This is a genomic window from Dokdonia pacifica, assembly GCF_900188275.1.
GTDB classification, from domain to species: Bacteria; Bacteroidota; Bacteroidia; order Flavobacteriales; family Flavobacteriaceae; genus Dokdonia; species Dokdonia pacifica.
The window spans coordinates 213,004-227,577 of record NZ_FZNY01000005.1 but is presented as its reverse complement, the minus strand read 5'-3'; the positions used below and the strand labels follow the sequence as shown (position 1 = coordinate 227,577).

Below are 14,574 nucleotides of genomic sequence, written 5' to 3'. Positions count from 1 at the left end.
GAAATTAAAATATTGATTTTGAGTATTTGAGTAAAAGATATTTAGTTACTCATTTATGGCTGTAATGGGGCGTTGATATGTTTTAATTGTTATGTTATACGCTTTACCGCTGCGCTCTCCCTTTTGGTCGTGAATCTCGTAAACTCGCTTTCGCGAAAGCGTATACAGGAAGCCGTCCGTTTTTATTCTAAAATTTCTTTTACTTGTTGGTCTAAATCAGTTACACTTGTAAATTTTTTAAAGATTAAATCCTTTCCTAGTGTTTTTAAAGTAGTAGTGATATCAAGAATTGTTTCTAAAGGTTCTGCTTCATATCCAAACATGTTTTGATCAAACTCTACTCCAATGAGAAGTCCATCATTTTCCATTCCAATACACCAGTTCTCCATAAAATCAGATAGATGAATTTTGATTACTTTATACGTTGCCCAATCTTCTTTTATACAGGACTTTGCGAATGCTTTTTCAGCCCAAAAACATATCAATCCAATGGGAAACCCTTTGTCATCTTCAAAATGTATTGAACTTGAAGTAGCAAACCCATTTTTGTTTTTAAGGGCATAAACAATTTCAGATTCACTAATTGTTTTTATAAATCGTAGATATCGTTTTTCGATGTGTGCAGTATCTTGAATCATTCCTTAACACTAATTTTTAAGATATCATCTGTTTTGTTTGAAAATGAATCGGTAGCAGTCAAAATCAATTCTAATTCACCTACCTCTTTTGGCGTTATGATCAATGTTCTATTTTTCGAATCAAATGTAATCCCATCTATAGGTTCATTGTTAAGACGAATTTCTAATTGATCATCATCAATATCTTTAAAATAATCTGACGGTAGTATTATTTTTGTTTCCTCTCCAACTTTGATCGTTTTTTCTCTAATCGGATTAAAAACATAAGGGGTAAAGATATTTTGAGTGCTTACCCAATAAATATCCGATTCGGTCATTACGGATTCGTTAAAAGTGAGTGTAGTATAAAACAGAAATTTTTGGTCATTGGAGACAAAGGGTCTTCTTTCCCAATTTGTAGTATTGATGGTTGTATCTAATAATTTGGGTTTTGTCCAATTATGTTTAGCATCTTGATAACTGATCCATAAATCGGGTCCTTTTTCTACGCTGCTGTATCTACTAAAAATAATATAACGCTCATCTGGAGCGATATAAATACTCTCTTCATCACCTCCTGAGCATATCGCATCTATACGTTTGGCATGTGTGTAGGTGCCATTATCTAGTGATGTAACATAGAGATCGGCGAGACCGCTTTGATCTCTATTTGATGAAAAGTATAGGGTGTTATTTAATGCCATACAAGCTGAAGCCTCTCTCGTTGTGGTGTTTATAGGACCTTTGATTTTTTGAGGGTGATTCCATGTATTTGTATTCTTGGTAAGCCTCCAAATATCAGTGACATAATTGATAGAATCTGCTTTACTTTTTGCATAAATCAATGATGTTCCATCTGGAGAAAAATAGGGAAGAAATACACTTTCGTTTTTTAACGGCTCAAAAATGGTAGGAGTAGGCCAATGCTTATCTTCTTTTTTAGCATACATTATATCACCACTAAAATTGTCTTTATCTAATATGCCAAAGGCAACTTCTTTTGTATCTGGTGTAAATGAAATACCATGTTCTAATCTCCCTTTTACAGAAATGATATCGGGCGCAAAAATTACAGGAATAGTATCGGGTTGTGTTTGCCCAAGATAGTCAACAGGTTCAATAGGCGATTGACAAGCTATCAATAGAATACTGAAGATGAATGCTAGAAAACGGTTGGTCATTAGGGAATTCTCTTTTTATGTTTTGAGATATAGTGTTTAATGATTTTGTATTTGAAATGGATTGGGTAAAAAGATACTATATTTTGTTAGGAATTTCTAATGTGTATGTTATTGAGTTATGGTTATTTTTATGTCTATCTGTATACGCTTTCGCGAAAGCGTATAGAAAACAACCCCCAGAGAGCTCCAAAAAAGTAGTATTTTTACAACAAAGAGATCGTAGCGATTTTTTAATCTATAAAAGAAAGAACATTTCCATGAAAATATATAGCAGAGCACAGATATACGAAGCCGATAAAGTAACGGTAGAAAAGGAAGGAATTCCGTCTATTAATTTGATGGAACGTGCAGGAGGATATATCTATGAATGGGTGAACGAACGCCTTAAAGGGGGGCAAGTACCTATTAAAGTATTCTGTGGGATTGGAAATAATGGAGGCGATGGGATGGTACTGGCACGTTACCTTATAGAAAACAATTACAATGTGACTACCTATGTGGTCAACTATAATAACAAAAGAGTTCCTGATTTTCTGGGCGCGTACGATCGATTAAAATCGGCAACCAAAAATTGGCCTATCGTGATTAATGAAGGAGATGAATTACCAGCCATTAGTCCACAGGATATTGTAGTAGATGCTATTTTTGGCATTGGTCTTAATAGAGTAGTTCAGGATTGGGTGAAGGCACTTTTTACAGCCATTAATAACTCTAATGCCTATGTGTTGAGTATTGATATTCCTTCTGGAATGTATATGGATATGGCGCCTCAAGAAGGGGACGTTATTATCCTGCCTCGTTTTACGTTAAGTTTTCAAGCGCCAAAATTACCGTTCTTTTTACCAGATACGGCTCCTATCATGCAGGCATGGGATATTCTAGATATTGGATTGGATCCTGAATACCTAGCCACTACTGCTACCGATGTAGAATTGATTGGAAAGCAAGAGGTGATTCAGATGTATCGTAGTCGTCCTCAATTTGCGCATAAAGGGATGTTTGGACATAGTTTACTTATAGGAGGAAGTTATGGGAAAATGGGTGCTATTATTCTTGCTAGTAAAGCAGCAATGCGTGCTGGTAGTGGTATGGTAACTGCCTATATACCACAAATAGGGGTGCCTATCTTACAAACGGCATTGCCAGAAGTAATGACAGAAACCGATAACTTTAATGGAAAAGTATTTGAAGAGATAGATTTCCAAACAAAGGCAAATGCTATTGGGATAGGACCAGGAATGGGTACCGATTCTAAGACGGCAAAAGCTATGGGGGATTTCTTGAAAACACAGAAAAACCCACTGGTGATTGATGCCGATGCGATTAATATCATTGCGGCAATTCCTGAATTACTAGCTGATGTACCAGCACTGTCTATTTTTACACCTCATTTTGGCGAATTAGAACGCCTGATTGGGAAATGGGAAGATGATTTTGATAGATTAGAGAAGACAGCTAAGTTTGCTAAAAAGCATGACATTGCTATTGTCATGAAAGGCGCACATACTATTACTACCTATGATATGAAGCTATACATCAATGATTCTGGAAACCCAGGACTGGCAACAGCAGGAAGTGGTGATGTATTAACGGGGGTAATTACAGGACTATTAGCGCAAGGATATCACCCTATGGAAGCAGCATTGATGGGGGTATATTTTCATGGTAGAGCCGCCGATATTGCAATTAACCAATATGGTATTGAAGGACTCATAGCTAGTGATGTTACTGAGTTTTTAGGAAGAGCTTATATGGATCTATTTGCTAAGCCAGAACAACCACCACAAGAAGAAGGGTAGGAGAGACTAAAAAGTTTGCTCAAAGACTTGTTAAATGGGTTATTATCTTTTTCTAAAGTATAATAAACGATTTTCGTTAAGAATTTTTGAAGCCTTGGAAAAAATTCAGGAAATCATTTATGGTTTTTCGCTTTATGCGAAAAAATACCTAAGAAAAAGTGTCTTTTCTTTTGGTTCGTTTTCTTTGGACAAGCAAAGAAAATGAACAATGAGTAAGTTTATTCTCTAAGTAGTATATATTATTTATACAAAAAAAATATAAGTGTTTAATAATAATGTAATGAATCTATAACTTCTACTACTTAGTGTTGAAATTCATCTTATATGCAAAATCTACTTAAATCTATTTTTATTTCTGCTTTCCCAGTATTCGCATTATATGTGGCAGGAAGATATAATTTAGAGATTATACAGAATGAACCACAATTAGGAACTGTAGGTCTTATGATCATGGCAATTTCTATTGTCGTATTTTTTATAGGTTTATTTGTGATGCCACGTGCTCGCACGGGTAGGTTTTTAATTTTATATACAGTAACCATTACGATTGGACTTGTGTTGACTATTCTTGGCAGGGCTGCTTTTGAATCTAAAGAATATGTGTATGTATCCCTATTAATAGTAGGGTGGTGGTTATATCTCGTGTGGTATTCGGTGTTTCGAAATCGAGATACATCTGTTGTCCAAGTAGGAAATACACTTCCTACATTTACATTAGAAACTCATCAAAAAGAAGAGGTGTCTTCTACTTCGTTTATAGGAAAACCTTCCATTTTTTTGTTCTACAGAGGGAATTGGTGTCCGTTGTGTATGGCACAAATTCAAGAAGTTGTAGATCAATATAAAACGTTAGAAGAAAAAGGAGTACATATGATTTTTGTGAGTCCGCAACCACATGGGTTTTCAAAAAAACTAGCAAAGAAGCATGGATTGCACTTTCAATTTTTAACGGATGTAAAGAATACTGCTGCTAAGCAATTAGGAATTGCTTCTAAAAACGGCATTCCTTTTGGGTTTCAAGTATTGGGATATGATAGTGATACTGTATTACCTACTGTGATTATTACAGATAGAAATGGCGTTATTCAATTTGCAGATGTAACCGATAATTATAGAGTACGTCCTGAACCCGATTTCTTTTTGGAGTATGTGTAAGTATTAAGAAGTATTAATAACAAGTAAATTATTCTTAACTTGTCATTTTTACAACTCAACCGAAGTGTAAATTCGATATAAAATTTCGCGAAAGCGTATAATTGATTTCAGCTAAAAATAGCATAGTGTGCTATTTTGAATGAAGGCGGTTACGGTATTCTTGGTTACTAATCAAATGTAACCGCCTTGCTAATCAAAATATTTATTTTTATGCTATAACTAACAATGATTTTTGTTTTATAGCTTTATCTAAGAGCATTTTATTTTTAAAAGGAGGCGGTTATTATATATCAATTATGATATGTACAATGTTCCTAATTTTGCAACCGCCTTCCTTATTAAAATATATTTTTATTGCACTGTTACGGCAAATGTTACTTCTACATCAGTTTCTCCACCTGCATCAGCAAGACCTGTATTTGGTTTTGTAGGCTCATGACGAAGTGTTACCGTAAAGTTTCCATTACTAGCATCACCTGTAGTTAATGTAAATACCGTTCCTAATGGGTTTCCATCACCATCAAAGTTACCGTACTCAGTAGTGATATTAAGACCAGCAGCTGGTGTATAGAATACTTGATGCTCATCATCTTCTTCTTCTACTTCTTCAGTAATATCTTCGGCAGGTGTTTCAGTTTCATTTAAGAAAGTTACGGTACCTGCATAAGTAGTATTTGGCATGATATCACCTGTAATTGTAATCATTGGAGCATTAGGTCCGTCATCACCATCGCTGTCTACACTTTCTAAGGTTACGTTTCCAGCAGTACTTACTAATTGTACTCTTACCGTAGTAATTACTTCTTCTTCATTAATTACCACTGGTGTATTATCATCATCGCTAGAACAAGAAATTGCAATAACTCCTGCTACTAATGCGATTATAAAAGTCTTCATTGATTTAATAGTTTTCATAATAATTGTTTTTAATTTAATTGTTTAATAGGTTTTATTTTTAATAGTTTATTTTAAGTTGTAAACTTAGATTTCTGCCAAGGTCATCAGCAAAAAAGCGTTGTCTGTTTAAATAGTTTCGGTAGGAAGTATCAAAAAGATTATTGACCGCTAATGCTACTTGTAAGGTAGATTTGTTACTTACTGCAAAATCAAGCTGCCCTCTTAAATTGATTAAGTGATAGGCATCTGGAGGTGTGCTTACATCTACTAATACATTGCTATCGGTTTCGACAATAAAAATTTCAAAATTATTATCAGGAAATTCATTTTGTCTAAAGACATACTGGCTCTCTACCCATACTTTTAAATTGTGCCATTTTTCATTGGTATATGTGACGCGATTTGTAGTATTTACAGGCGGGATATTAATCAATGGTACATCCAAGGTAGTATCCTGTCCTTTTACGACAGAGAGTTGATTATTTATACTAAAATGCTCGCTTACGCGAAATTCATTATCAATATCTACCCCGAGTAATCGTGCATCGGTCTGACGGTATTCCCAAACTTGGAAATTACCACGTAAGGATTGCTGACTTCCAGTAGGCTCTATCAAGATAAAGTCTGAAATGAAGTTGGCAAATGGAGCTACCGTAAATGACCAATTTTTATGCTTTCGCGAAAGCGCAACAGAAATTTTATTTGAGGTTTCTTGATCAAAACGAATATCACCCAGCTCAATACGAGCAGCGCTTTGATGTAACCCATCACTAAATAATTCCGATGGGTTAGGAGCTCTATTGGCTAGTGAATAGTTTGCTGTGATATTATAGATATCATTAAACTCATATCCAACTCCCGCTGTAGCCGATACGTTATGAAAGGTAAATTCAGGATTGGTTAAAATTTGATTCCCAACTTCTTCTATAACCAATTCTGGAAATAACACATCATAACCTCTCGCTTCCCAAAAGGACGTACGATAGAATTTTTGTGCATCTATAAAGTTATAATCATAGCGAATACCTCCTTCAATTGTCCATGCATCTAGTGTTTTTGCAGCTAGCGCGTATATTCCAAAATCAAAGCGATCATAATCTGGGATTAACCTTCGTACGCCTGTGAGTGGATCTGGGAAATTGGTTTGTGTACGTGCTAATACTCCAGCTTTGGCTTCTACGGTATTATCTGCTGTATATTCAAAATCTAATGTTGTACTGTGCGTGCGTAACTGTAAATCTATAGCTGGGCGAACATCTTCACTATCGCGTCTGATATCAAATTCCAAACGATTGTTTTGTTGGTAATCATATTGAAAACTAAACTTTCCAATATTATCAAAACGTTTATAAGCATTAAGTCTTGCTACTTGATGCTTTACTTCTTGTCTTGGAGGGTTGATATCGTAGGTAAAGTCTTCTATAAATAAAGGTCTGTCACTATTGATCGCATTGGCAAGATCGGCAGCACTTCCTACATGTGAAGAACGTAATATTCCTAACTTATTACTATAAATAGAATAACTAGCTTCTACTCCATATGAATATTTATTAACTCCAATGCGTACTGCGGCATCACGCTCATCGGCTCCTGTATTACTTAAAATATAATCTGGTGCTTCAAAGTCTCCAAAACGTTTTAAAGTTCCTTGAAAACTAGCATACCATCCAGAATTGTAAGATTTTGTAAGCGTAGTTGTGGCACTACCACCACGTCCATTAGTGACTCCTGTAAGAAGCGTTTCTCCATACAGACTATCCGAAATAGGAATGCGTTTTGGATTCACAATAATGGTGCCCCCCACCGCGTCACCTCCATATTGTAATCCAGCGGCTCCTTTAATTACAGAGATACTTCCTGCATTATTTAAATCTACATTTGGTGCGTGTTCTACACCCCATTCTTGATCTTGTAGTCTTGTGCCTTCTGTAATTAATACGACACGGCTACTATGTAATCCTTGGATCACAGGTTTTACAACAGTATTTCCTGTATTTAAAGAAGAAACACCACTTAACTGGTTTAAAGCATCCCCTAATGAACCTGCACTATTTACTTGAATGGCTTCATTAGATACTTGAGATTCGATAGCTGTTTTTCCACCATTTTTTTGAGCTTCTCCAGTGATTGAAATTTCCCCTAATTCTTCTAAGTGGTGTTCCATATTTATGGTACGCTCTGTATTTCCATTAATGGTTACATTAATAGTTTGTGTATTACATAAAGGGTGAGATACACGTATCGTATAGGTAGCACCATTACATAAATTACTAAATGTGTATTTTCCTTTAGTAGTTGTTTTTATGGTATTACCTAGCTCTTCTATGCTGAGTGTTGCATCAGCTAGTGTTTCTTGGTCGTGTAAATCAATAACATAACCGGTAAGGGTATAAGTACAGTCTTGTGCTATACTCATACTACTGTACATAACTGCACAGAGTACAATGAAAAATTTCATGAATAAAAAATTTGTTAATCTAAAGCGTAGTGTAGCGTATTGTTAACATGCGGGAGGACCGCGTGATTCTGTAGTACGATATACAGATAGATATACCGTTTGTGTATGAATAGTTTTTTTAGGAATATCCTGATATGATATAAATAGGATATTTTTAGTAGGAGTAAAAACGCCGTTATTTTGAAGTGTAACATCACAAAGACAGCAATCAAGCTTCTTTTCGTGTACGTGTGTGTCTGATTTGTTCTCGCAACGGTCACCATGATCATGTCCTTCTGCACTATGCAAAAAGTTAACTACTGTAGGTAGTAACAAGAAAAATAGAAGGGCAATTGCCGATATATTTTTTATGATATGTGAACGAAATGTACGCAAGTCTATTTTTTAAATAAAAAACCAAACCCCATTCTTGAGGCCATTTTGATCGCAAAGTCCTTAAAAAAAATGTATTGACCAAATATCCATCCAAAAATCACTAATAAAACTTGATAAATAGGAAAAATTAACACAATTCTAACAGGCCAGTAAATCCATCCATTGGTAGTTTCTCTTGAAAGCCCTATTAACTCCATAAGCGGATCTGATATTTTACCAGCTGTAGATCCCGTCACAGCAAAGACTAAAAACATAGCAATTAATTGCCAACGATGGGTTACTTTCCAACGCTTATAAAGTTTTTTAAATAGCCAAAATGTGATTTTTAATAAAATAAAAGCTACAAATAGTGTACATATACTAATCGCTACTAGTGAGTAGGTTTCATTTTGAATAGCAAACGATGTAATGATTCCTTTTGCGATGAGGTATGCAGAAAAAAAAGTGGCAATCAAACCAAGAATAATATGGATGAATTGCCAATTTTGAGTTATTTCCCAACGATTTTTGATGTTCTGTATCACAGAACAAAAATACAACTATCGTAGCTTTTGCTTATAGCGTCTTTCAAAAAAATTAAACCAATTATGTAATAAATAATTCACTTCATATCCATAATCTACGCCTCGCTCGTAATTTATTTGTTGTAAGTAGATATTAGGATCAAATCGCGAACTTTCAAGTACGCGATTATTATACTCTATCACACGCATGAGGTTTCTATTTTCTAAATAGGGCTGCTCGTAATATCCTCTTGGTTGTTGTGTGACTAACCAATTATTAAAACCAGGTTCTATGATAAGAATTTCAAATTCTAAACTGTCATTTGCTATACGTACGGTATCGGAATCATTTCCAGCAGTATTTGCAATATCATTTTTCGTATTGGTGGTAGCACATCCTATTATAAAGGCGGCTAGGAGTAAAGTGTAAAGTATCTTTTTCATAATAATAATCTTAAATGTACTGATTTTAGTTCAAAATTTGTGTTAATGTAAAGCAGTATCATTCCTGCTTTTTGTCGTGAACAAATCTATACTACTTACGCGATTGCTAAAATGATAAATGAGGGAATGGGTAGTTTGAATGAGTGGATTGTATATTACCTAAAGAAAATCACTCAGGATGATATGAAAATCTTGAGTGAATAGGGGTATTTTAAAATGGTTATTTAGTCTTGACTATCTAACCATTGTTTTGCTTCATTAGTATACCACCATGGAGAGAAGTTTTCTGCATCAACTATTTTTTTAAAGAAATGGGTCGTACTATCTATACTATTTTTAGTCTGATAATAATTAGCCATATAATAATTTGCATATGGATTATGAGTATCTATAGAAAGTAATTGTGTACCTATTTTTTTATATTCCATATCAAATGCAGTGAATTCAGGTTCTTCACGCATAGTAGCCATTGTTTTTAAAAACTGTAGATTAAAAAGAAGTGTCAGATCTGTATTAGTTTCATCATTAGAGTACAGGTTGAAATATTCCTTTAAAATGGCTTTGCTATGATCACCATAGCTATTATCAAATCGCATCATGTAGGCTTCTGCAGATGCTTGTGCTATTAGTTTTTTACGGTAGAACTCACGATTAGTGTCATTGATATTATTTTTGATTGTAGTTAATGAAGCTGTTTTTTCAAAAAGTGGCATTTCATCAAAATGAAATACATAATTTTTCAGAAAACTCATCGCAAATAAAGAGGTAGTGAGATCTCCGTTAATTAAACGTGCAGGATCACTCATTAAATTATTATTTGCTGCTATAATATAGGTTAGGTTTTTGCTTGGAACTTTAAGGAATAAACTAGAGTAACAGTCGTATTGGCCATATCCCCAAATTAATTGCTCTCCTAAAAATGTTTGTGTAAAGATGCCTAAACCATAAGGTGAATTATTGGTAAAAGGTGTCATCATTTTTTCTTTGGATGCTTCAGTAATGAGTGTATTGGTATCTAATGCATTACTTAGAATACCTAAATCTTGAATGGTAGAAGTGATTCCTGCCGATGCAGAAAATCCATAATCTATAAAACCATCTTTTGTTTCTTTTAGAAGGAATCCATCTTTCATATCACCTCCTAAAAAGTAGGGAGCGGCTATTTTTCTGTTTTGAGAACTAATTTGTAGCGAATCCTTAAGTAAATAGGTATTTGTCAGTTGAAGTTTATTGATGATTCTTTTCTGAATAGCATCTTCAAAGGATTGCGCATCTGCTTTTTCAATGATAGGCGTTAAGATGCCAAAACGACTACTATAATAAAAATGCTTTCCTATAGTTCCTTGAGAAGTATGGGAGAGGATATGTTTGATTTTAATATCATCAGGAACTCCCATCTCTGGAAGATAATCACTAACGGCCTCATCAAGTGATAGCTTCCCTTCTTCTTCCAATTGCATGATTACAATTCCAGAAAATATTTTTGTCAGGGACGCCATTGGAATTGTAGTTGTCTTATCTAGTGGAATACTATCTGCAATAGTTGCATACCCTAAATAGTCTTCATGAATAACCGTATTTCCTTCTTTTATTAAAACCGCTAGACCTGGAATTTGAAAATAATCTTTTAATTGATCTATTTCTGATATAAATGTACCGGTTGGATTATTGATTATAACTTCTTTTTCTTCCTTACAACTATTTAAAAGAAGAGTAAAAAGTAGGATGAGAGTGATTTTTGATTTCATTGATTGAGTGATGTTTTTTAATTCATTATAGTATTTATTCTATTGATAAGTATTTTTTAAGGAATGAGATAGTAAGATTTTTTTGCAATAAGTAATTTTTGTATTTATGGAATCCGTGCCCTTCATCTTTTGCTAAAATATACCAAACTTCCTTTTCTTGCTTATTTAGTGATTCATACATCTGTTCAGCTTCTTGGTAATTGACTCTAGGGTCATTTTGTCCTTGAAAAATTAGTAGTGGGGAATTTATTTTATTGGCCATATTTAAGGGTGAAATTTTTTTTAGATATTGATATGTTTCAGTATTACGTTCATCTCCAAATTCAACCCTTCTCAAATCTCTTCGGTAATCACTTGTGTTGTTTAGGTAAGTAATCCAATTTGAAATACCAACAATGTCGATTCCGCATTTTATACGGTTCGGAAATTTTGCAAGTGAAGCAAGAACAACGTAACCGCCATAAGATTCTCCGTGAATGGCAACACGATTTCCATTCAAATTGCCTTGAAGAGTAATCCAATTGAGTAAACCTCCAATATCTTGGATTGCATTTTCTCTGTTAAGTCCATCATCCATTTTCATATAGGACTTTCCATAGCCATTGGAACCTCTAATGTTTGGAACTATTACTGTAATGCCAAGTTCATTGACTAAGTATTGATAGAACCCGTTAAAATATGCTCTAATCTGATATTCAGGACCACCGTGAATATCTATGAACACAGGTGAAGATTCTTTTTTGGATTTATAGATAAATGCAGGGATATCATATTCTTTGTTTGTTTTAATGTCAATACTTTTAAATGTAAAAGGGACAGCCTTTATAAAAACGATTGAATCTGTTTGTGGTTTCCCCTTTCTTGTATATTGATTTAAAATATTCTTTTTAATAGAATAACCATAAACTTTTCTACGAAAGGTGCTAGAATAAAAGTTAAATCCAACCTCTGTTCCTTTTGGATTTATTATTAAATCTCGGATAATACCTTCAGGGAAATTATTCACTTTTGTATACTTTAGAGTAGGTATATCAAGAATGTAAAGTTGTGACAGTCCATTTTCATTAACACTAAATGCGGCCTTCTGACCTTGTTTATCAATTGTTATAGATTCCACATCCCATAGGATATTTGTAGTAATAGTCGTGAACTCTTTCTTTACTAAATCGTAATGATGAAGCTGTAAAAACTCTGAAAATTCATCTGAAACTATTAAACAAGCATTTTGATTTGGGATAAACTTAGCATCTGAGTAAGCAATTTTAGTATCATTAGGATTTATTTGTTCAATTTCATAAGAAGTGTCATTGATTAAATAAAGCAATTTATCATTCTCAGATATAACCTTAACAGCTAAGATTTGATTTTTATTAGAAGACCAATCATATACTTGGCCATCATCCGAAAAGCCCTTAAAAATAAGGTCTTCTTTATTCTTTATAGAAATATCTCGTATATATAAGTCGACTCTGGAAGAGTTTTCTTTATTAGATTTATAAGCAATTTTATTATTGTTAGAACTCCAAAATGGGTCGTAAGTTTTGTCTCCTTTTTTTGATAAAGGCCTATTCGTGTTAGTAGAAATGTTATATAAAAATAGCTGATAGTCCTCATTACCGTTTTCATCTTCTTGGTAGAGAAAGTACTTGTGATTTGGCGAAAGGTAAGAACTGAAATTTTGGCTAAATTCTTTATATTCTTGAATTTCAGACGTATGTTTTCTCATTGAATAAATAACCTTTCCACCATTGAATAACATTTTTTTACTATCCAAACTCCAACCAATAAAAGGGGGGTAGTTAACTTGACTTGCATATTTATTGACTTTTGTATATTCTTTTGAATAAATTGAATCAGTAATTCCTTGAGAAACAATATTATCTTGTCCATAGGAAACTATAGAGTAGATAATTAACCCAATTATAGCTAGGTGTTTTTTCATTTGTTCGTTTCGATTATTAGTGTTGACTTAATGATATCTTGAATAGCTATTTTGTGACTGTTTAAAATAGTTTCTTTTGAGAATATAATCTTATTTATATCTGGAGGAACTCCTGTTACCTCATAATATTCTTGTTTATGAGTCATTAATCTTTGATTTGATACCGTTGTATAATAAGGCCCTATAGATTTACCTAACATGCCCGACAACGTCCCTAAGGTATTTGTACCTATAATTGTGACATTTGGTAGTTCTCTCATCATCATGACAAAACCTTCAGCTGCACTTCTACTAATGTCGGTCATTACTATGTATACGGGCTTTGTATATGAAATAGATTTTGCAGGATATACTATTACACCATCTTCATTATAAAACTCACCATTATTAAAGACTTGACTTGTATATGCAAAAACAGGCTCTTCTGTAAAATAACTAGCTATAGTAAGAGCTGAAGCATCATAACCACCAAAATTAAAACTAACGTCTATAATAATAGCTTCTTTCTCTTGAAAAGAAGTAATGATGTGTTTCATATACATATTTAAACTATCTATTTGTTGCTTTCTTGAAATGGGTTCTTCAAAAAAACCAGCAAAAGAATGAATATGTATATATCCAATATCTTGATGTACACTACCCCATTCAATTTTATTGTTTGCTATTTTATTCCCTTTTCCTTGAAGAATATCTTCTGTGATGTTTTTATAATTTGTTTTAAAAAATAGATTGTAGTAATTATTGAGGTTAGTTATTTTTGATTGCTCATAGAAAGCTTCTTTAACTAATTCTGCTGTTGGGGTTATACGATATTGTAAAGATGTGCTATCGTTAGCTATGACTTTAGTGTGTTGATCTTTTGTAAGTATAGCTATGTTTCCTAAAGTTTCAAATAATTCATCTTTAGTTAATGTATGATGTTTTTTAGTATTGTATATAGAATCCCAATTTAGATTTCTTTTTTGAGAGAATGCGTAATTCTCTTTAAGCGATTCTAAATATAATTTATGTAAATCATTTACATTAAGTGATTTTATTTCATCTATTTTCAAGCAGTGACTTGGGAGTCTCTCAATACGTACAAAATCCTTTTTAGTTTGTAGCTCTTTTGTTTTTTCACCATAATCTGTCAGATATATACTAAGCGTATCTTTAGATTTGATAAATTGACTTTGAGAGTTTAGTAACCCTTCGAGATACTCATTTTTTTCTTTGTAACAGAAGTTTTCGGTATAACTATATACTAAAATATGATCTTTTGTGGCTTCAAGATAATAACCATTTCCTATAGACTTCCATACACCTAGTATCTTAGTATTGACACCTTTTTTATCCTTTGAAATTGTATATTCTAGCGGAGAACTTTTCAATTGCTCATCTAGTTTTTCAGAGCAAGCAAATAAGATGATTAATACTAAAGAAAGAATAGTAGTTTTCATAATACCATATTGATAT

Annotated in this window: 12 protein-coding genes; 2 read left to right on the top strand and 10 right to left on the bottom strand. The window is 33.4% G+C overall.

The features are described 5' to 3' along the window. Positions 1 to 182: 182 nt before the first annotated feature. Positions 183 to 638: a DUF2750 domain-containing protein gene (locus CHB80_RS15710; RefSeq protein ID WP_089372454.1), complete on the bottom strand. Its 456-nt coding sequence runs from the start codon at positions 636 to 638 to the stop codon at positions 183 to 185. Beyond that, positions 635 to 1,798 (bottom strand): PD40 domain-containing protein, encoded by a 1,164-nt coding sequence (locus CHB80_RS15705; protein ID WP_089372453.1) that lies wholly within the window; start codon positions 1,796 to 1,798, stop codon positions 635 to 637. The genes CHB80_RS15710 and CHB80_RS15705 overlap by 4 nt, the downstream gene beginning before the upstream one ends. An 83-nt stretch (positions 1,799 to 1,881) precedes the next feature. On the opposite strand from CHB80_RS15705, the gene CHB80_RS15700 reads away from it, so the two are divergent. Next, positions 1,882 to 3,597: an NAD(P)H-hydrate dehydratase gene (locus CHB80_RS15700; protein WP_308489884.1), complete on the top strand. Its 1,716-nt coding sequence runs from the start codon at positions 1,882 to 1,884 to the stop codon at positions 3,595 to 3,597. Positions 3,598 to 3,921: 324 nt separating this feature from the next. Beyond that, positions 3,922 to 4,752, top strand: a complete 831-nt coding sequence (locus tag CHB80_RS15695) for a peroxiredoxin family protein (RefSeq protein ID WP_089372452.1) — start codon at positions 3,922 to 3,924, stop codon at positions 4,750 to 4,752. A 351-nt stretch (positions 4,753 to 5,103) separates the two neighbouring features. Here CHB80_RS15695 and CHB80_RS15690 read toward each other — a convergent pair whose 3' ends face one another. The 8 genes from CHB80_RS15690 to CHB80_RS15655 form a co-directional block, all read right to left on the bottom strand. Next, positions 5,104 to 5,667: a type 1 periplasmic binding fold superfamily protein gene (locus CHB80_RS15690; RefSeq protein ID WP_179218188.1), complete on the bottom strand. Its 564-nt coding sequence runs from the start codon at positions 5,665 to 5,667 to the stop codon at positions 5,104 to 5,106. A 40-nt stretch (positions 5,668 to 5,707) separates the two neighbouring features. Beyond that, entirely contained in the window at positions 5,708 to 8,107 is a 2,400-nt protein-coding gene (locus CHB80_RS15685; RefSeq protein ID WP_089372450.1) for a TonB-dependent receptor, read from the bottom strand. Between the two features lie 42 nt (positions 8,108 to 8,149). After that, on the bottom strand, positions 8,150 to 8,482 hold the full coding sequence (locus tag CHB80_RS15680; protein ID WP_089372449.1) for a hypothetical protein: 333 nt from the start codon (positions 8,480 to 8,482) through the stop codon (positions 8,150 to 8,152). Between the two features lie 2 nt (positions 8,483 to 8,484). Continuing rightward, positions 8,485 to 9,006, bottom strand: coding sequence for a DUF6787 family protein (locus CHB80_RS15675; protein WP_229746934.1), 522 nt, complete (start codon positions 9,004 to 9,006; stop codon positions 8,485 to 8,487). A 15-nt stretch (positions 9,007 to 9,021) separates the two neighbouring features. Then, positions 9,022 to 9,429 carry a DUF6146 family protein gene (locus CHB80_RS15670; protein WP_089372448.1) on the bottom strand — a complete coding sequence of 136 codons (408 nt, stop codon included), beginning with the start codon at positions 9,427 to 9,429 and terminating at the stop codon, positions 9,022 to 9,024. 224 nt (positions 9,430 to 9,653) lie between these two features. Next, positions 9,654 to 11,177, bottom strand: a complete 1,524-nt coding sequence (locus CHB80_RS15665; RefSeq protein ID WP_089372447.1) for a serine hydrolase domain-containing protein — start codon at positions 11,175 to 11,177, stop codon at positions 9,654 to 9,656. A gap of 34 nt (positions 11,178 to 11,211) precedes the next feature. Next, on the bottom strand, positions 11,212 to 13,119 hold the full coding sequence (locus tag CHB80_RS15660; RefSeq protein WP_089372446.1) for a S9 family peptidase: 1,908 nt from the start codon (positions 13,117 to 13,119) through the stop codon (positions 11,212 to 11,214). Then, on the bottom strand, positions 13,116 to 14,558 hold the full coding sequence (locus CHB80_RS15655) for a S41 family peptidase (protein ID WP_089372445.1): 1,443 nt from the start codon (positions 14,556 to 14,558) through the stop codon (positions 13,116 to 13,118). The genes CHB80_RS15660 and CHB80_RS15655 overlap by 4 nt, the downstream gene beginning before the upstream one ends. Between the last annotated feature and the right edge of the window lie 16 nt (positions 14,559 to 14,574).